Origin of the sequence: Streptomyces sp. NRRL S-31 (assembly GCF_000718775.1) — a bacterium.
Lineage (GTDB): Bacteria > Actinomycetota > Actinomycetes > Streptomycetales > Streptomycetaceae > Streptomyces.
The window spans coordinates 11,284-29,699 of the sequence record NZ_JOCB01000006.1 but is presented as its reverse complement, the minus strand read 5'-3'; the positions used below and the strand labels follow the sequence as shown (position 1 = coordinate 29,699).

Here is an 18,416-nt window from a genome sequence, read left to right as displayed (position 1 = left end):
ATGAACGTGGCGCGCCTGGCCGCCGTGGACGCGGCGCAGGCGGCGCGAGTGCTGCGTGAGGTGCGCGAGGCCACGCTCGCCGGACGACGTGCGCGGATCGCACCCCGGCCGGTGATCGAGCAGTCCTGGGGACGGATGCTGCGCCGCGGCCTCGACCCGGAACGGGACCGCCGGTCCGGGCTGTTGCCCTCCGAGGAGGTGCGGCGCCGGCGGGAGGAATCTCCGCTGCGGCATGTGCTGCCGGTGTTGCGGCAGGGGCTTCTTTCGGTCGCGGACGTCGCCCAGCACATCATGGTCGTCGCGGACGCCGACGGGCGCGTGCTGTGGCGGGAGGGGGCGCCCCCGGTGCTGCGCAAGGCCGACGGGCTGGGGTTCGAACTGGGCGCGGACTGGCGGGAAGACGTCGTCGGCACCAACGGGGTGGGCACCCCGGCGGTGGTGCGGCGGCCGGTGCAGGTGTTCGCCGCCGAGCACTTCGTACGGTCGCAGCTGTCGTGGACCTGTTCGGGGGCCCCGGTCTCCGATCCGCGGGACGGACGGCTGCTCGGCGTGGTGGACGTCAGCGGTCCGCTGGAGACCATGCACCCGGCCACCCTGGCGTGGGTGGACTCGGTGGCCAAGCTGGCCGAGGCCCGGTTGCGGGAGCTGCACCTGTCGTCGCTGGAGCGGCTGCGGACGGTGGCGGCGCCGGTGCTGGCCCGGCTGTCCGGGCCGGCCGTGGCGGTGGACCGTGACGGCTGGGCGGCGGCGGTGACCGGGATGCCGTACGTGCGGCGCGTGACGCTGCCCGGGACGCTGGCACCGGGCCACCGCTGGCTGCCCTCGCTCGGCTGGTGCGCGGTGGAGCCGCTGGCCGGGGGCTGGCTGCTGCGGGTGGCGGCCGAGCCGGTCGCCACGGCCGCCCGCCGGATCGTGCTGGACCTGGCCCGGCCGGAGCGCGGCACGGTGACGGTCACGGATGCGACGGGTTCCTGGTCGCGGGAGCTGAGCCCGCGCCACGCCGAACTGCTGTTCCTGCTCGCCGAGCACCGCCCGGGGCGCGGGGCGGCGGCGCTGGCCGAGGACCTGTTCGGCGATCCGTCCAGGACGGTCACCGTGCGGGCGGAGATGTCGAGGATCAGGCGGTACCTCGGGGGGCTCCTCCAGCATCGACCGTATCGTTTCTGCGGTGATACGGAAGTGGAAGTAATCCTTCCGGACAATCCCCTTGTCCTGCTGCCGCATTCGACGGCACCGGCGGTGGCCCGGAAGCGGAACGCCAAGCGGGACGACCGGGCCCTGGCCCCCTGAGCAGGGGCGACCATCCGCGCGGGACGACCGGGCCCTGGCCCCCTGAGCAGGGGCGACCATCCGCGCGCACCGGCCCCGCTGGCCCGCCGTCCGCCCATCTGTGAGGTCCGGGCCCTGCCCGGTCCGTTCCTGCCGTAGCATCCGGTACGGGCCTCCCCACCTGCTCCCCCCGTCAACGTACGGATCACCGGGCGCAGTTGGCCCCGCCTCTGGAGGAGAGATGAAGCATCGCGGCAGACACCGCCGACGCAGACGGGGCGCGGCGCTGCGCGCCGCCCTGACCGGGACCGCGCTGGCCCTCACCGCCGCCGCCACCCTGATCAGCACGTCCCAGGCCGAGGTCGGCGAGGATCCGGGCGGGCTCAAGCCGCTGACCTCGGCGGCGGACACCGGACGGCTCCGGCTCCAGGAGCACCTGGTCCCCGCCCGCACGCTGGACCGGCTCGCCGCCGGGATGGGCCGTCCGGTCGGTGTGGACGCCGTACTCCGGGACGCCGACCGCGGCCTGCGCGAGGCGGCCGACTGCTCCGCCGACGACCGGGAGTCCCTGCCGGTCGCACCGGCCGCCGGCCGCGCCTACTGCTGGGACCCGGCCGACACCGCGGGCGCCTGGCGGCCGGCCGCGGTGACCACCTCCGGGGACGCCGACGACGACGGGGCCTACGGTTCGCACCGGGTCGTCCTCGCGGGGTGGTCCCACAGCCCCACGTCCGGCCGCCCCGGTGAGCGGGGCCTCGCCCGGGTCGCCTTCGTCGACGCCGACGACCCCGCGCACCTCGCCTACCGCTGGGCGCTGCTGGTGCTGCCGGTCGACGGCGGCCGGGACTACCGGGGCCTGGCCTCCGGCGTCTCCGGCATGGTCTGGTACGGGAACAAGCTGCTGGTGACCGCCGAGTCCGGCGGCGCCGACGCGCTCTACGTCTACGACCTCGACCGCATCCAGCGCACCACGGTCGACGGACCCGCGATCGGCCGGGTGCCCGGCGGCTGGTCCGCCGACGGCTACCGCTACGTGCTGCCCGCGATCGGCTCCTACCGGTTCGCCGCCGGCCGCTGCGCCCCTTCCGGCCCGCCCTGTCCCGGCACGCTCGCCCTGGACCGCGGTACGGCGCCCGACAGCCTGGTCGCCGCGGAGCGGACCGCGCCCGGCGGCGACCGGCGTGCCCGGCTGTGGCGGTACGCGTTCAGCGGCGACCCGGCGCGCGCCGGACTGCTCGCCACGGACGCCGCCGGACGGGCGAGCGCCGCGGAGGCGTACCGGACCCGGGCCTCCGGCATCCGGGGCGTGCTGGTCTACCGGAAGCCCGGGGCGGATCGGGCGTCCTGGTATGTGGGACGGCTGCCCGGTACGCGGGACGGGCACGGCGAGCTGTGGCGGCAGGACACCGCGGGCGCCCGGGCGGCCCACTGCGGTGCCGACGCCTCGGACCGCTGCTGGGCCCGGGAGGCGGGCTCCTTCTCCTACTGGCCGCAGACGGGTGAACTGTGGTCGCTGTCGGACCGCATGCTGTTCGCCCTGCCGCTGGCCGGCCTCGACCGCTCCCTGGACTGACCCCGGCACCGTCCCGCCGTCCCGCCGTTCGATCGACACGGCGGGCGGCGGGATGGTTCCCTGGCCCGCATGAGCAGCGTTCCTGTCACCACCTGGTCCCTGGAGCAGAACTCCCCGGCCGAGCTCCTGCCCGCCGCCGCCCCCGACGGCGACGTCCGGATCGTCCGCGCCGAGGTGCCCTCCCCCGAGTTCAGCCGCTTCCTGTACGCCTCGGTCGGCGGCGACATCCGCTGGACCGACCGGCTCGGCTGGACGTACGCGCGCTGGCGGGAGTACCTGGAGCGACCCGGCGTGGAGACCTGGGTGGCCTACGACCGGGGCACCCCGGCCGGCTACGTCGAACTGGAGCCGCAGGACGAGGGCGTGGTCGAGATCGTCTACTTCGGACTGCTCCCCGCCTTCCGCGGCCGGCGGATCGGCGGCCACCTGCTGTCGTACGGCACGGCCCGCGCCTGGGACCTGGCCGAGCGGTGGCCGGAGCGGACACCGACCAAGCGGGTGTGGCTGCACACGTGCAGCAAGGACGGCGAGCACGCGATGGACAACTACCAGCGGCGGGGCTTCACTCTGTTCGACACCGTGGTCGAGCTGGAGCCGGAGGTCACCACGCCGGGCCCGTGGCCCGGCGCATACCCCGTCTGACCTGCCAGGACAACCCTTTCGACACGGCATGTGAGCGACAACACCCCCGGTCCATCATCCGAGACACAGATGTCCGGATGACGGACGAAGCTGGACTGTGTCCAGAACGCCGTGACACGCTTCCGTCATGTCCGGAACTGGAATTGCCTTGGTGAGTCGGCGGCACGTCGACCTCGGCCGCATGTCCAGCGCCATCTGTCCGGCGAGCTGACGCCCCAGCACCGCCGCGAACACCCGCACTCCCCACTCCTTGCGCAAGGATGCGCACGCCTGCCCGCGTGCGCGCATCCGTGCAGGTCAGACCTGTTCCCACCGGTCCCGAAGGACGTAGAACCATGGCCGCCAGCCCACAGAACCCCGCTGCCTCAGCGCCCCGCCGCAAGGTGAGCCGTCATCGTGGCGAGGGCCAGTGGGCCGTGGGCCACTTCACGCCCCTCAACGGCAACGAGCAGTTCAAGAAGGACGATGACGGTCTCAATGTGCGGACACGCATTGAGACGATCTACTCCAAGCGCGGCTTCGACTCGATCGATCCGAACGACCTGCGCGGCCGGATGCGCTGGTGGGGGCTGTACACCCAGCGCAAGCCCGGGATCGACGGCGGCAAGACCGCGATCCTGGAGCCGGAGGAGCTGGACGACGAGTACTTCATGCTGCGCGTGCGCATCGACGGCGGCGCGCTCACCACGCGCCAGCTGCGGGTGATCGGCGAGATCTCGCAGGAGTACGCGCGCGGCACCGCGGACGTCACCGACCGGCAGAACGTCCAGTACCACTGGATCCGGATCGAGGACGTGCCCGCGATCTGGGAACGGCTGGAGGGCGTGGGCCTGTCCACGGTCACCGCGTGCGGTGACACCCCGCGCGTGATGATCGGCTCCCCGGTGGCGGGCATCGCCGAGGACGAGATCATCGACGCCACGCCGGCGCTGGAGGAGATGAAGCGCCGCGTCCTGAACAACAAGGCGTACTCGAACCTGCCGCGGAAGTTCAAGACGGCCATCTCGGGCTCACCGCTGCTGGACGTCGTGCACGAGATCAACGACGTGGCGTTCGTCGGCGTACGGCACCCCGAGCACGGTCCGGGCTTCGACGTCTGGGTCGGCGGCGGGCTGTCCACCAACCCGAAGCTGGGCGTGCGGCTCGGCGCCTGGGTGCCGATCGACGAGGTCCCGGACGTCTACGAGGGCGTCCTGTCGATCTTCCGTGACTACGGCTACCGCCGGCTGCGCAACCGCGCCCGGCTGAAGTTCCTCGTCGCCGACTGGGGCGCGGAGAAGTTCCGCCGGGTCCTTGAGGAGGAATACCTGGGGCGCCCGCTGGTCGACGGGCCCGCCCCCGAGCAGCCGGTGGCGCGCTGGCGCGACCACATCGGTGTGCACCGGCAGAAGGACGGCAGGTTCTACGTCGGTTTCGCGCCGCGCGTCGGCCGGATCGACGGCGCCACCCTCACCAAGGTCGCCGACCTCGCCGAGGCGCACGGCTCGGGCCGGGTGCGCACCACGGTCGAGCAGAAGATGATCGTCCTCGACGTCCCGCAGGACAAGGTCGACTCGCTGGTGGAGGGCCTGGAGGCGCTGGACCTCACCGCGCGGCCGTCCTCCTTCCGGCGCGGCACCATGGCCTGCACCGGCATCGAGTTCTGCAAGCTCGCCATCGTGGAGACCAAGCAGCGCGGCTCCCAGCTGATCGACGAACTGGAGCGCCGGCTGCCGGACTTCGACGAGCCGCTCACCATCAACCTCAACGGCTGCCCGAACGCCTGCGCCCGTATCCAGGTGGCGGACATCGGTCTCAAGGGCCAGCTGGTCCTCGACGACCGGGGCGAGCAGGTCGAGGGCTACCAGGTGCACCTCGGCGGCGCGCTCGGCCTGGAGCCGGGCTTCGGCCGCAAGGTCCGCGGCCTGAAGGTCACCTCGGACGAACTGCCCGACTACATCGAGCGGGTGCTGAAGCGGTTCCAGGCGGAGCGCACCGACGGCGAGCGGTTCGCCGCCTGGGCCGCGCGGGCTTCCGAGGAGGCGCTGTCGTGAGCGAGCGGGCCGCACCGTTCCACTGCCCCTACTGCGGTGACGAGGACCTGCGTCCGGGCGAGCAGGGCCACGGCGCCTGGGAGTGCGGGGCCTGCAACCGCGCATTCCAGCTGAAGTTCCTCGGGCTGCTGGCCCGGGGGCTGAGGCGAGCCGACAACGGAGGGGACGACCGGATATGACGACGGCTCGGGAAGGCCGTACGACCGAGGAGCTGAAGGCGCTCGCCGAGCGGGCGGGCCGCGAGCTGGAGGACGCCTCCGCGCCGGAGATCCTCCGGTGGGCGGTGGACACCTTCGGCAGCGGGTTCTGCGTCACCTCCTCCATGGAGGACGCCGTGGTCGCCCATCTCGCCTCGCGCGTGCGGAAGGGCGTGGACGTGGTCTTCCTGGACACCGGCTACCACTTCCCGGAGACCATCGGCACCCGGGACGCGGTCGAGGCCGTGATGGACGTCAACGTCATCACCCTCACGCCCCGGCAGACGGTGGCCGAGCAGGACGCGGAGTACGGCCCGAGGCTGCACGACCGCGACCCCGACCTGTGCTGCGAGCTGCGCAAGGTACGGCCGCTGGAAGCGGGCCTGGAGAACTACCAGGCGTGGGCGACGGGTCTGCGCCGCGACGAGTCCCCGACCCGGGCGAACACCCCGGTCGTCGGCTGGGACGAGAAGCGGCGGAAGGTCAAGGTCTCGCCGATAGCCCGCTGGACCCAGGACGACGTGGACGCCTACGTCGCCGAACACGGCGTCCTGACCAACCCGTTGCTGATGGACGGCTACGCCTCCGTCGGCTGCGCCCCCTGCACCCGCAGGGTCCTCCAGGGCGAGGACGCGCGGGCCGGGCGCTGGGCGGGCCGCGCCAAGACCGAGTGCGGGCTGCACGGATGACGGCGCGCACGGCGTCCGGGGCCGCCCTTGTCACCGCCCTCACGGACACGACCACCGCGACACAGGAGAACCACGTGACCACCGGAGCCACCGTCTGGCTCACGGGTCTGCCGAGCGCCGGCAAGACCACCATCGCCCACGAACTGGCCGGCCGGCTACGGGCCGAGGGCCACCGGGTCGAGGTGCTCGACGGCGACGAGATCCGTGAGTTCATCTCGGCGGGGCTCGGCTTCTCCCGGGCGGACCGGCACACCAACGTGCAGCGCATCGGCTTCGTCGCCGAGCTGCTGGCCCGCAACGGCGTCAAGGCGCTGGTGCCGGTGATCGCGCCGTACGCGGACAGCCGGGCGGCGGTGCGCGGCCGGCACGGGGAGAACGGGACGCCGTACCTGGAGATCCATGTGGCGACCCCGGTCGACGTGTGCAGCGTGCGTGATGTGAAGGGGCTGTACGCCAAGCAGGCCGCGGGCGAGCTGACCGGGCTCACCGGGGTCGACGACCCGTACGAGGAGCCGGAGGCGCCCGATCTGCGGATCGAGTCGCAGCACCAGACGGTCCAGGAGTCCGCGGCGTCGGTGTACGCGCTGCTGAGCGAGAGGGGACTGGCATGACCACGGTCGCCAAGGTCGAGGACGGCACCGAGAGCCCGTACGCGCTGTCGCACCTGGACGCCCTGGAGTCCGAGGCGGTGCACATCTTCCGCGAGGTGGCGGGCGAGTTCGAGAACCCGGTGATCCTTTTCTCCGGGGGCAAGGACTCCATCGTCATGCTGCACCTGGCGCTGAAGGCGTTCGCCCCGGCGGCGATCCCCTTCTCCCTGCTGCATGTGGACACCGGACACAACTTCCCCGAGGTGCTGGAGTACCGGGACCGTGTGGTGACCGCACATGGGCTGCGCCTCCATGTGGCCTCCGTCCAGGACTACATCGACCGCGGTGTGCTCAAGGAGCGTCCCGACGGCACCCGCAATCCGCTCCAGACGCTCCCGCTGACGGAGAAGATCCAGAGCGAGCGGTTCGACGCCGTCTTCGGCGGCGGACGCCGGGACGAGGAGAAGGCGCGGGCCAAGGAGCGCGTGTTCTCCCTGCGGGACGAGTTCTCCCAGTGGGACCCGCGCCGCCAGCGCCCCGAGCTGTGGAACCTGTACAACGGCCGGCACGCCCCCGGCGAGCACGTCCGTGTCTTCCCGCTGTCCAACTGGACCGAGCTGGACGTCTGGCAGTACATCGCCCGCGAGGGGATCGAGCTGCCGGAGATCTACTACGCGCACGAGCGCGAGGTGTTCCGGCGCGGCGGGATGTGGCTGACCGGCGGCGAGTGGGGCGGCGCGAAGGACGGCGAGACCGTCGAACGGCGGCGGGTGCGCTACCGCACCGTCGGCGACATGTCCTGCACCGGAGCCGTCGACTCCGACGCCGACACGATCGAGAAGGTCATCGCCGAGATCGCCGCGTCCCGGCTGACCGAGCGGGGCGCGACCCGCGCCGACGACAAGATGTCCGAGGCCGCGATGGAAGACCGCAAGCGCGAGGGGTACTTCTAGGCATGAGCACCAGCACGACCGAGGCACTCTCGGCCACCACCCTGCTGCGGTTCGCCACCGCCGGTTCCGTGGACGACGGCAAGTCCACGCTCGTCGGGCGGCTGCTGCACGACTCCAAGTCGGTCCTCACCGACCAGCTGGAGGCCGTGGAGCGGGCCTCCGCGAACCGCGGCCAGGAGGGCCCGGACCTCGCGCTGCTCACCGACGGCCTGCGCGCCGAGCGGGAGCAGGGCATCACCATCGACGTCGCCTACCGCTACTTCGCGACCCCGCGGCGCCGCTTCATCCTCGCCGACACCCCCGGCCATGTGCAGTACACCCGGAACATGGTCACCGGCGCCTCCACCGCCGAGCTGACGGTGATCCTGGTCGACGCCCGCAACGGCGTGGTCGAGCAGACCCGCCGGCACGCGGCCATCGCCGCGCTGCTGCGCGTCCCGCACGTCGTGCTGGCCGTGAACAAGATGGACCTGGTCGACTACGCGGAGCGGTCGTTCGCGGCGATCGCCGAGGAGTTCACGGCGTACGCGACCGAGCTGGGCGTCCCCGAGGTGACCGCGATCCCGATCTCGGCGCTGGCCGGCGACAACGTGGTGGAGCCGTCGGCGAACATGGACTGGTACGGCGGTCCCACCGTGCTGGAGCACCTGGAGACCGTACCGGTCAGCCACGACCTGGCGCACTGCCACGCGCGACTGCCCGTGCAGTACGTGATCCGGCCGCAGACCGCCGAGCACCCCGACTACCGGGGCTACGCGGGCCAGATCGCGGCCGGCACCTTCCGGGTCGGCGAGGCGGTCACGGTGCTGCCGTCCGGGCGGACCTCGCGGATCTCCGGCATCGACCTGCTCGGCGAGCCGGTCGGCGTCGCCTGGACGACGCAGTCGGTGACGGTCCTGCTGGAGGACGACATCGACGTCTCGCGCGGCGACCTGATCGTGCCGACGAAGGACGCTCCGGCCACCACGCAGGACGTGGAGGCGACCGTCTGCCACGTCGCCGACGCCCCGCTCACCGTCGGGCACCGGGTGCTGCTCAAGCACGGCACCCGCACGGTCAAGGCGATCGTGAAGGACATCCCGTCCCGGCTGACGCTCGACGACCTGTCCCTGCACCCGCACCCGGGGCAGCTCGCCGCCAACGACATCGGCCGGGTGAAGATCCGTACCGCCGAGCCGCTGCCGGTCGACTCCTACGCGGACTCGCGCCGCACGGGCTCCTTCATCCTGATCGATCCGAACGACGGCACCACGCTCACCGCGGGCATGGTCGGCGAGTCGTTCGCCTCCCCGGAGCCGGTCAAGGACGAGACCGACGGCGACGGCTGGGACTTCTGACATGAGGACGACCGACGTCTACTCGACGTTCGCGAAGGAGGGCGGCCGCGTCGGCAGCGGCGCCCTCGGCAGCGGGCAGGGCGGGGTGGCGCGATGTGTGCGCTGACGTACGCGCACCGCTCGCGCGCCCTCTCCCCCCACCCTCCCCCACATGCTCGACTTCGCTCGCAGGCGGGGGGACCCGCACCCCGGATGCGACGAAGACCTTCTGCCGAACTCCCGGCCACGACCTGAGAGACCGTGACCGCCGGGCCAACGAGAGGAACCCCTCCCGTGCCTGCCAACCGCTCGATGTTCCCGCGCCGCACCGCCGCCGCGATCGCCGCTCTCCCCCTGCTCACGCTGGCCGCCTGCGGCTACGGGTCCGAGGCCAAGGACGACGGCACCGCCAAGGTGGCCGCCGGGGCGAAGAAGACCGACGGACTCGACTCCGTCAAGATCGGCTATTTCGGCAACCTGACCCACGCCACCGCGCTGGTCGGGGTGCAGAAGGGCTTCTTCCAGAAGGAGCTGGGCGCCACCGCGGTCAAGCCCGCCATCTTCAACGCCGGCCCGTCCGAGATCGAGGCCCTCAACTCCGGCTCCATCGACATCGGCTGGATCGGCCCGTCGCCCTCCATCAACGGCTACACCAAGTCGAACGGCAAGAGCCTGAAGATCATCGGTGGTTCGGCCTCCGGTGGGGTGAAGCTGGTCGTCAACCCGAAGAAGATCAAGTCCCTGAAGGACGTCGAGGGCAAGAGGATAGCCACGCCCCAGCTGGGCAACACGCAGGACGTCGCGTTCCTCAACTGGGCCGCCGACCAGGGCTGGAAGGTGGACGCGCAGAGCGGCAAGGGTGACGTCACGGTCGTCCGCACCGACAACAAGATCACGCCGGACGCCTACAAGTCCGGTTCCGTCGACGGCGCCTGGGTGCCGGAGCCGACCGCGTCGAAGCTGGTCGCCGAGGGCGCCAAGGTGCTGCTGGACGAGTCGACGCTCTGGCCGGAGAAGAAGTTCGTGATCACGAACATCATCGTGCGGCAGGCGTTCCTCAAGGAGCACCCGAAGGCGGTCGAGGCCGTGCTGAAGGCGGCGGTCGACACCAACAAGTGGATCAACGCCAACCCGGACGAGGCGAAGGCCGCCGCGAACAAGCAGTTGGCGGCGGACTCCGGCAAGGCGCTGCCGGCACCGGTGCTGGACCCGGCGTGGAAGTCCATCCAGTTCACCGACGACCCGCTGGCCGCCACCCTCGGCACCGAGGCGGAGCACGCGGTCAAGGCCGGCCTGCTGGAGAAGCCGAACCTGAAGGGGATCTACGACCTGACGATCCTCAACAAGGTCCTCAAGGCCGAGGGCCGGCCCACGGTCGACGCCGCCGGTCTCGGCACCAGCTGACGCCGGTCCCCGATGAGTCCCCAGGAGGTGACGACCATGGCCACGACCCTCGCCAAGGCCGACGAGACCGTCGAGTACGCGGCACGCCTTGAGCACGTCTCGAAGTCCTTCGCGACACCCGGTGGGCAGCAGCTCGTCCTGGACGACATCAGCATCGATGTCGCACCGGGCGAGTTCGTCACCCTCCTGGGGGCCTCGGGCTGCGGCAAGTCCACGCTGCTGAACCTGGTGGCCGGCCTGGACCGGCCGACCGCCGGCGCCATCACCACGGGCGGCCGGCCGGCCCTGATGTTCCAGGAGCACGCCCTGTTCCCGTGGCTGACCGCCGGCAAGAACATCGAACTCGCCCTGAGACTGCGGGGGGTTCCCAAGCCCGAGCGGCGCGGGAAGACCGAGGAACTGCTCGAACTGGTCCGGCTGAAGGGCGCGTACGGCAAGCGTGTCCACGAGCTGTCCGGCGGTATGCGCCAGCGGGTGGCGATGGCCCGGGCACTGGCGCAGGAGAGCAACCTGCTGCTGATGGACGAGCCGTTCGCGGCGCTCGACGCCATCACCCGCGATGTGCTGCACGACGAGCTGACGCGGATCTGGGCGGAGACCGGCCTGTCCGTGCTGTTCGTGACGCACAACGTGCGCGAGGCGGTACGGCTCGCCCAGCGGGTGATCCTGCTGTCCTCCCGTCCGGGCCGGATCGCGCGCGAGTGGCGGGTGGAGATCCCGCAGCCGCGCCGCATCGAGGACGCGCCCGTGGCCGAGCTGTCCGTCCAGATCACCGATGTACTGCGTGGGGAGATCCGCCGCCATGGCCAGCACTGAGACGACACCGGTCCAGGACGCCGGGAGCGTCGAGGCGGGCCTGGACGCGCTGGAGACCACGGCCACCGGCCGCCCGACCCTGCGGCAGACCCTCGTCAACAAGATCCTGCCGCCGGTCATCGCGATAGCGGTCGTCCTCGTGGTCTGGTACATCCTGTACCCGGTCGTCGACGACCCGACGAAACTGCCCTCGCCGGGCGCCGTGGGCAGCGCGTTCCAGGACGCCTGGCTCAAGGGTGACCTGATCGGTTACATCTGGACCAGCGTCTCGCGCGGTCTGCTGGGCTTCGGTTTCGCGCTGCTCATCGGCACCCCGCTGGGTCTGCTGGTGGCCCGGGTGAAGTTCGTGCGCGCGGCCATCGGGCCGATCCTGTCCGGCCTCCAGTCGCTGCCGTCGGTGGCGTGGGTGCCGCCGGCCGTGATCTGGCTCGGCCTGGACAACTCCATGATGTACGCGGTGATCCTGCTCGGCGCCGTCCCCTCCATCGCCAACGGCCTGGTGTCCGGCGTGGACCAGGTGCCGCCGCTGTTCCTGCGGGCCGGCCGCACGCTGGGCGCGACGGGCGCGAAGGGCGTGTGGCACATCACCCTGCCGGCCGCGCTGCCCGGGTACGTGGCCGGTCTGAAGCAGGGCTGGGCCTTCTCCTGGCGTTCGCTGATGGCCGCGGAGATCATCGCCCAGTTCCCCGACCTCGGCGTGGGCCTCGGCCAGTTGCTGGAGAACGGCCGTACCGCCAGCGACATGGCGATGGTGTTCGAGGCGATCCTGCTCATCCTGTTCGTCGGCATCGCCATCGACCTGCTGATCTTCAGTCCGCTGGAGCGGTGGGTGCTGCGCAGCCGCGGCCTGCTGGTGAAGAGCTGATCCGGCATGCGTGATCCGGTGCTCCTCGTCATCGCCCACGGCAGCCGTGACCCGCGGCACGCCACGACCGTGCACGCCCTCGTGGAGCGGGTGCGGTCGCTGCGGCCCGGCCTGCGCGTGGAGACCGGCTTCCTGGACTTCAACGTGCCCGCCGTGCCGGGCGTGCTGGAGTCGCTGGCGGCGGAGGGGGTCCGGGACGTCGTCGCGCTGCCCCTGCTGCTGACCCGCGCGTTCCACGCCAAGGCAGACATCCCGGCCGTGCTGCGGGACGCCCCGGCGCGGCTGCGGATCCGGCAGACGGAGGTGCTCGGCCCCTCCCCGCTGCTGCTGTCCGCGCTGGAACGCCGCCTGTACGAGGCGGGGCTGAGGCCCGCCGACAAGTCCTCGACCGGGGTGGTACTGGCCTCGGCGGGGTCCTCCGACCCGGAGGCGATCGCGGTGATCGCCGACATCGCGCGGGAGTGGTGGCACACCGGTTGGTGCGCCGTGCGGCCCGCGTTCGCCTCCGCGTCCCTTCCGCGCACCGAGGACGCGGTGCGCGAACTGCGGCGGCTCGGCTGCGAGCGGGTCGCCGTCGCGCCGTACGTCCTGGCCCCCGGCTTCCTGCCGGACCGCATCGCGCGCGGCGCGGCCGGGGCGGACGTACTGGCCGAGGTGCTGGGCGCGGCCCCGGAGGTGGCGCGGGTCCTGCTGGAGCGGTACGACCGGGCCCGGCGACCGGCGCTGGCGGCGCTCGGCGCGTGACGGCACCGGTCGGCGGCGGTCACAGCTCGAGGGCGGTCACAGGTCGAGGGCGTGCAGGAGAAGCCGGGTGTAGTCCAGGCTGGCGGTGCCGGCCGACGCGCCGATGGCGACGTTCTCCAGCGCGGAGCGGATCCGGCCCCGGTTGGGCGGCAGGCCGTCCTCCGCGGACTGGGCCAGCTCGCCCTGGATGACCTCGCCGTTGCGCACGAGTCCGGGGTACTCGGCGTGCAGTGCCTCCGTGAGTCGCGCGGCGGCCTCCATCAGGGGCTCGAGGTCCGGGGTGGCGTAGGGGTTCCGGGTCCGGCCCGGGTCGCCGTGGCCGGCGGGGTCGTTGACGTTTCCGAAGCTGTAGGTGCTCATGTCTGTCCTCGTTCGGGGGCGGGAGGAGCCGCGGGTGTCCGGGGTGTCCGGCGCGGGGAGGACGGTCGCCCGTGCGGGAAGCGGAGGGAGCGGAGGGAGCGACGAGTGGGCCGAGGGGGCCGAAAACAGCCACCCGTCCGGGTGATCGGTGTCCGTTGACCCGGGCCCGGGCCCGGTGGTGAGCGCCGGGAGCCCGGCAGGGCGGGCGCGCGGGCCCCGGCGGCCGGGGCCCGCCGAAGCGCTCGGACGCCGGGTCGCCCCGGCCTGGCGGTACCGCGGCAACGGCCGTACCGGCCTGCCCGTCGCTCTCATCCGTCCCCCGTCCCCTCCGGTCCTTCCGCGCGCTCCACGCTAGGGACGGCGTGACGGAGTTGTCGCGGGCTTCGGCGAGCCGGGCCACCAAAGGGCGGATGTGTGGTATCGGCGGCCGCGGTCCGGCGTTCCCCTGTGACGTCGGACCGCAGCGGCGTCTGGTTCTGCGTCTGCCGTGGCGTCGATGTCACAGGTGAGCGAGCCGACCGCGCACCGAAGGGTGATTATCAGCCAACTGCCGGGCGAAGCAAGGCCGTTGCCCGGTCAGCGCGCGGTGGAGCCCTCTGCGTCGGCACCGGCCCGATGGCCCGCCAGTTCGGCCTCGATGAGATCGGCCGCCCGCCGGGTGCCGCCCTCCCGGGCCATGCCGGCCTGGATCTCCCGGAGCCGGCGCGCGACCTCCGGGTCGTCGACCAGGGCGAGGGCGGTGGCGCGGAGCCGGTCGGCGGTGGCCTCCTCGGTGGACAGTTGCCGGGCCACACCGAGCCCCTGGAGCAGGTCGGCGTTGCCGAACTGGTCGACGGCCTGCGGTACGGCGATCATCGGTGTCGCGGTGGCCAGCCCCTCCTGGCTGCCGCCGGCGCCCGCGTGGGTGACGAACAGGTCGGCCTGCCGCAGGATCGCGAGCTGCGGCACCCAGTCGCGCACCTCCACGGTGTCCGGCACCTCGCCCAGGTCGGCACGGGTGACATGCCGGCCGACCTGGAGGACGACGTGCCAGCCGGGCAGGTCCCCGAAGGCGCGCACGCACTCCCGGTAGAAGGCGGGCTGCTTGGTGAAGGCCGAGCCGAGCGACACCAGCACGACCTTCCGCGCCCCGTCGGGCCGCTGCCAGTCGCCCTGCTCGCGGCGGTCGCCCTGGCAGGCGCCGACGAAGGTGTGAACGCGTTCGTCCACCCGGTCGGCGTGCGGCTGGAGCACCTTCGGGATGAGCACCAGGGAGCGCTCCGGGCGGCCGGCGAAGGCGTCCGGGTGCAGGGTGACGCCGTTCTCCGCCAGCCACGCCTCGAACTTGGCGTAGTACGCCCGGCCGCGCTCGGTCTGCCGGGGCTCGCGCCACATCGGCTCGGCGACCTCCTCCTCGTACCCGTCCCAGGCGACCAGGTTCGGGGAGAGGGAGATCACCGGCACGCCCCAGCGGTGGGCGAGGACCCGGGCCGGGTACGAGGCGATGTCGTGCAGGACGAGGTCGGGCGTGTCGTCGGCGTAGGCCGCGGCGAGCTGCGGGAGGGCCTGGATCGCGTCGTCCAGGAACGGCTCCACGTTGTCGAGCAGGGTGGTCCCCCATGCGTCGGGGTCCGCGTCGGGGCCGGGCAGGATGGAGGTGTAGGGCACGGGCCGGGCGCCGGTGGCGGCCACCTTGTCGGCGAAGGCCGGCGGAATGGCGTACGTGACCCGATGGCCCCGGGCGACCAGTTCACGGATCACCTCCAGGCCGGGGTTCACATGGCCGTGCGCGGCGATGGAGAACATGGCGATGTGGGCGGGTGCGGTCTTCGGGGTCATGTCCCGGAGACTAGGCGAGACGATACGTATCGTCTAACGCTTTTCTCAGCGCTGGTACCGGGCCAGCACCAGGTTCCCGTCCCGCTCCAGCCGGTCGCGCAGTTCGTCGAGGCCGATCGCGCCGCTGTAGTACTCCTGGTAGGCGGGGGTGGCCACCTTGTCCTTCCACTCCGGGTAGCCGCGCACCGACTGCGCGGGTGCCGGGCGGAGCCGGGACGCGAGGGCGGTGCCGATGGCCCAGCCGTTCTCCGCCGTGTGCAGGGCCGGGTCCGCGAGGGCCCGGGTGGCGGTGGGCAGCATCCAGTCGCCGAGGGCGAGCCGGACCATGTTCCCCGGCCGCAGCAGGTGAGCGAGGAAGGCGACGGCCTCCTTCTTGTGCGGGCAGTCCGCGGAGACGGACAGCGTCTGCGGGCTGACGCCCTGGGTGAGCCCGTCGGCGCCCGCCGGGGCCGGCAGCACCTGCCAGCGGAAGCCCTCGGGGGCCTGCCGCACGATCTGCTGACGGTAGGAGAAACCCAGCGGGACCATCGCGTACCGGCCGTCGAAGAAGCCGGGCAGGGTGTCCGCACCGCCGCTGCCGAGCGTCGAGGCGGGGGCGCTGTGGTCGACGGCGACCTGGTCGTGGACCGTACGGGGCACCACCGCGTCGGCCTCGGTGAAGCGCACGGCGACCTTGCCGTCCGGGTCCGGGTGGAAGAGCCGCCCGCCGGCGGACAGGGACAGGTTGAGCGTGGCGGACACGGGCTCCTTCAGCGGCCAGGCCACGCCGTACCTCCCGGGACCACTGAGCTTTCCGGCGACCTCCCGGAACTCCGGCCAGCTCCACGGGCGCCCGGGGGTCGGCACGCGCACGTGCGCCGCGCGCAGCCGGTCGGAGTTCGCGATCAGCACCCGGGGCTCCTGGAGGAACGGCACGCCGTAGACACCGCGCCCGAAGGTGGTCGTCCGCCAGGTGTCGCGCGGGATGCCGGAGGCGAGCCCGGCGGGCAGCAGGCCGGTCAGGTCGGCGAGGTAGCCGCCGTGGGCGAAGTCGGCGAGGTCGTCGGAGGCGTCGTGGATGATGTCCGGGGCCTCACCGCCCTCGAAGGAGGTGAGCAACTGGTCGTGCACGCTGTCCCAACTCCCCTGCATGTACTCGACCTTGACGTCCGGGTGGGTGGCGTTCCACTCCGCCACCAGTTCCCTGGTGACGGCGACGGACTCCGGCTGCCAGGCGAGGGACTGGAAGCGCAGGACGACCGGGCCGCCGTCGCGGTGCCCCGGTGCGGAGCAGCCCGCGAGGAGCAGCAGTGCCGCGAGCACCGCGGCGAGGACCCGCGTCGGCATCAGCTCTTCACCGCCCCGGCGAGCAGGCCGCCCGTGATCCGCCGCTGGACCAGCGCGAAGACGGCCACGGAGGGCAGGGTGGAGAGGAGCGCGGCGGCGGCCAGCGGGCCGAGGTCGGCCACGCCCTCCGCGCCGATGAAGTGGGTGAGGACGACCGGGAGGGTCTGTCTCTCCGGGCTCTTGAGCAGGACCAGCGCGAAGAAGAACTCGTTCCACGCGGTGACGAAGGCGAACAGACCCGTCGCCGCGATGCCCGGCGCGAGCAGCGGTGCCGTCACCGACACCAGTGTCCTCAGCCGCCCGGCGCCGTCGACGGCCGCCGCCTCCTCCAGCTCGGCGGGGACCGCGCGGGCGTGACCGGTGAGCATCCACAGGGCGAACGGCAGCGACCACACCACGTACACCAGCACCAGCCCGGTCAGGGAGTCGATCAGCCGCAGCTCCTTCAGCACCAGGAACAGCGGGATGATCACGAGGACGAAGGGGAACGCCTGACTGACCACCACCCAGCCCGTGGCGGCCCGGGCCAGCAGGGTGCGGTGCCTGGCCATGACGTAGGCCATCGGGGTGGCGAGCAGCACGGTGACGACGGCGGTGCCGAGCGCCACCAGTGCGGAGTTGGCGGCGGCGTGCGCCAGGGGCTGCTCCGCGAACGCCTGGCGGACGTTGGCCAGGGTGGGGTGGCGCGGGATCCAGGCGGGGTGCGCGCTCGCCAGCTCGCGCGGGGACTTCAGCGCGGTGGACAGCAGCCAGAGCAGGGGAAAGGCCAGGAACAGCAGGTACCCGAGCAGGGCTGTGTACCGGCCGGCGCGGGCGGCGCGGCGGGGGCGCCGGGGCCGTGGGGCCGTCATGCCTCGTCACCGCCTCGCAGCCGGCCGGCCAGGAACACCGCGAGCAGGACCGAGACCACCGCGACGAGCACACAGCCCATCGCCGCCGCGTAGCCGAACTGGCCGTAGCGGAAGGCTTCCTCGTAGGCGAAGAGCATCGGCAGCCGGGTCTTCCCGCCGGGGCCGCCGCTGGTGAGCACATAGACCAGGGCGAAGGAGTTGAGGTTCCAGATGAGGTTGAGCGCGGTGACGGCGAGGGCCACCGGTCTGAGCGCCGGCCAGGTCACCGTGCAAAAGCGGCGCCAGGCGCCCGCGCCGTCGACCGCCGCCGCCTCGTTCAGTTCGCGCGGGACGTTCTGGACTCCGGCGAGCAGGGCGACCGTGGTCTGCGGCAGACCCGCCCAGACGCCGACGACGACCACCGCGGGCAGGGCGGTGGCCAGGCCGCCGAGCCAGTCCCGGCCGTCGCCCAGTCCGAGGTCGCGCAGGGTCTCGTTGAGGACGCCCGCGTCCGGGTTGTAGACGAGCCGCCACATGACGCCGACGACCACCTCGGGCATCGCCCAGGGCACGATCGCGAGGGCCCGGGCCAGGCCGCGCAGGCGCAGGTCCTGGTCGAGGAGGAGGGCCAGGCCGAGCGCCAGCAGGAACTGCGGGACGGTCACGGCGGCCGCCCAGACGAGTCCGATCCGGAACGACTCCCAGAACAGGGTGTCGTGCAGCAGGTCGCGGAAGTTGAGGGCGCCGGTCCACCGGGTGGCGGCCGTCCGGCCGGACTGGGCGTCGGTGAAGGCGAGCAGGATGCCGTAGAGCAGCGGGCCGACGCTGAGCAGGAGGATCGGGACGAGAGCCGGCAGCACCAGGAACCAGGTGCCGTGGTCGGCGATCCGCCGCCCTCCCGCCGTCGGCGTCCGCGCTCCGGCCACCGCTGTCACGGAATCACCCCCTCGCCGCCCGGTTGGCGTGTTCATGGTCGTGAAGGGCCGGTGGC

19 protein-coding genes are annotated in these 18,416 nt (G+C 72.6%); 14 read left to right on the top strand and 5 right to left on the bottom strand.

Annotated features, from left to right (window positions below; all coding sequences use genetic code 11):
- The 14 genes from IF37_RS0104115 to IF37_RS0104050 all read left to right on the top strand — a co-directional run bounded on the left by IF37_RS0104115 (window position 1) and on the right by IF37_RS0104050 (window position 13,091).
- Window positions 1-1,290 carry a GAF domain-containing protein gene (locus IF37_RS0104115; RefSeq protein WP_173456717.1) on the top strand — a complete coding sequence of 430 codons (1,290 nt, stop codon included), beginning with the start codon at window positions 1-3 and terminating at the stop codon, window positions 1,288-1,290.
- Between the two features lie 220 nt (window positions 1,291-1,510).
- Window positions 1,511-2,842, top strand: coding sequence for a hypothetical protein (locus tag IF37_RS0104110; RefSeq protein WP_030736238.1), 1,332 nt, complete (start codon window positions 1,511-1,513; stop codon window positions 2,840-2,842).
- A 69-nt stretch (window positions 2,843-2,911) separates the two neighbouring features.
- Window positions 2,912-3,484 carry a GNAT family N-acetyltransferase gene (locus IF37_RS0104105; protein ID WP_030736235.1) on the top strand — a complete coding sequence of 191 codons (573 nt, stop codon included), beginning with the start codon at window positions 2,912-2,914 and terminating at the stop codon, window positions 3,482-3,484.
- A gap of 127 nt (window positions 3,485-3,611) precedes the next feature.
- Window positions 3,612-3,695 (top strand): putative leader peptide, encoded by an 84-nt coding sequence (locus IF37_RS46550; RefSeq protein ID WP_309486338.1) that lies wholly within the window; start codon window positions 3,612-3,614, stop codon window positions 3,693-3,695.
- 124 nt (window positions 3,696-3,819) lie between these two features.
- Window positions 3,820-5,517: a nitrite/sulfite reductase gene (locus IF37_RS0104100; protein ID WP_030736232.1), complete on the top strand. Its 1,698-nt coding sequence runs from the start codon at window positions 3,820-3,822 to the stop codon at window positions 5,515-5,517.
- Window positions 5,514-5,696 (top strand): hypothetical protein, encoded by a 183-nt coding sequence (locus tag IF37_RS0104095; RefSeq protein WP_030736229.1) that lies wholly within the window; start codon window positions 5,514-5,516, stop codon window positions 5,694-5,696. The genes IF37_RS0104100 and IF37_RS0104095 overlap by 4 nt, the downstream gene beginning before the upstream one ends.
- Window positions 5,693-6,403, top strand: coding sequence for a phosphoadenylyl-sulfate reductase (locus IF37_RS0104090; RefSeq protein WP_030736227.1), 711 nt, complete (start codon window positions 5,693-5,695; stop codon window positions 6,401-6,403). Before IF37_RS0104095 ends, IF37_RS0104090 begins: the two co-directional genes overlap by 4 nt.
- A gap of 74 nt (window positions 6,404-6,477) precedes the next feature.
- On the top strand, window positions 6,478-7,014 hold the full coding sequence (gene cysC / locus IF37_RS0104085) for an adenylyl-sulfate kinase (protein WP_030736225.1): 537 nt from the start codon (window positions 6,478-6,480) through the stop codon (window positions 7,012-7,014).
- Window positions 7,011-7,946, top strand: a complete 936-nt coding sequence (cysD, locus tag IF37_RS0104080) for a sulfate adenylyltransferase subunit CysD (RefSeq protein WP_030736223.1) — start codon at window positions 7,011-7,013, stop codon at window positions 7,944-7,946. Before cysC ends, cysD begins: the two co-directional genes overlap by 4 nt.
- Before the next feature lie 2 nt (window positions 7,947-7,948).
- Complete coding sequence (locus tag IF37_RS0104075) at window positions 7,949-9,283, top strand: sulfate adenylyltransferase subunit 1 (RefSeq protein WP_030736220.1); 1,335 nt, start codon at window positions 7,949-7,951, stop codon at window positions 9,281-9,283.
- A gap of 273 nt (window positions 9,284-9,556) precedes the next feature.
- Entirely contained in the window at window positions 9,557-10,666 is a 1,110-nt protein-coding gene (locus tag IF37_RS0104065) for an aliphatic sulfonate ABC transporter substrate-binding protein (protein ID WP_030736215.1), read from the top strand.
- 12 nt (window positions 10,667-10,678) lie between these two features.
- Window positions 10,679-11,482, top strand: coding sequence for an ABC transporter ATP-binding protein (locus tag IF37_RS0104060; RefSeq protein ID WP_079165541.1), 804 nt, complete (start codon window positions 10,679-10,681; stop codon window positions 11,480-11,482).
- Entirely contained in the window at window positions 11,469-12,347 is an 879-nt protein-coding gene (locus tag IF37_RS0104055) for an ABC transporter permease (protein ID WP_030736209.1), read from the top strand. Before IF37_RS0104060 ends, IF37_RS0104055 begins: the two co-directional genes overlap by 14 nt.
- Before the next feature lie 6 nt (window positions 12,348-12,353).
- Window positions 12,354-13,091, top strand: a complete 738-nt coding sequence (locus IF37_RS0104050; protein WP_030736207.1) for a sirohydrochlorin chelatase — start codon at window positions 12,354-12,356, stop codon at window positions 13,089-13,091.
- A gap of 36 nt (window positions 13,092-13,127) precedes the next feature.
- Here the strand turns inward: IF37_RS0104050 and IF37_RS0104045 are convergent, their stop codons facing one another.
- From IF37_RS0104045 to IF37_RS0104025, 5 genes are all read right to left on the bottom strand, one after another.
- On the bottom strand, window positions 13,128-13,451 hold the full coding sequence (locus tag IF37_RS0104045; RefSeq protein ID WP_030736204.1) for a hypothetical protein: 324 nt from the start codon (window positions 13,449-13,451) through the stop codon (window positions 13,128-13,130).
- A gap of 576 nt (window positions 13,452-14,027) precedes the next feature.
- Window positions 14,028-15,269 (bottom strand): macrolide-inactivating glycosyltransferase, encoded by a 1,242-nt coding sequence (gene mgt, locus IF37_RS0104040; RefSeq protein ID WP_037855610.1) that lies wholly within the window; start codon window positions 15,267-15,269, stop codon window positions 14,028-14,030.
- Window positions 15,270-15,314: 45 nt separating this feature from the next.
- Window positions 15,315-16,595, bottom strand: coding sequence for an ABC transporter substrate-binding protein (locus IF37_RS0104035; RefSeq protein ID WP_030736198.1), 1,281 nt, complete (start codon window positions 16,593-16,595; stop codon window positions 15,315-15,317).
- Complete coding sequence (locus IF37_RS0104030; RefSeq protein ID WP_030736195.1) at window positions 16,595-17,446, bottom strand: carbohydrate ABC transporter permease; 852 nt, start codon at window positions 17,444-17,446, stop codon at window positions 16,595-16,597. The genes IF37_RS0104035 and IF37_RS0104030 overlap by 1 nt, the downstream gene beginning before the upstream one ends.
- On the bottom strand, window positions 17,443-18,351 hold the full coding sequence (locus tag IF37_RS0104025) for a carbohydrate ABC transporter permease (RefSeq protein ID WP_030736186.1): 909 nt from the start codon (window positions 18,349-18,351) through the stop codon (window positions 17,443-17,445). The genes IF37_RS0104030 and IF37_RS0104025 overlap by 4 nt, the downstream gene beginning before the upstream one ends.
- Window positions 18,352-18,416 lie beyond the last annotated feature (65 nt).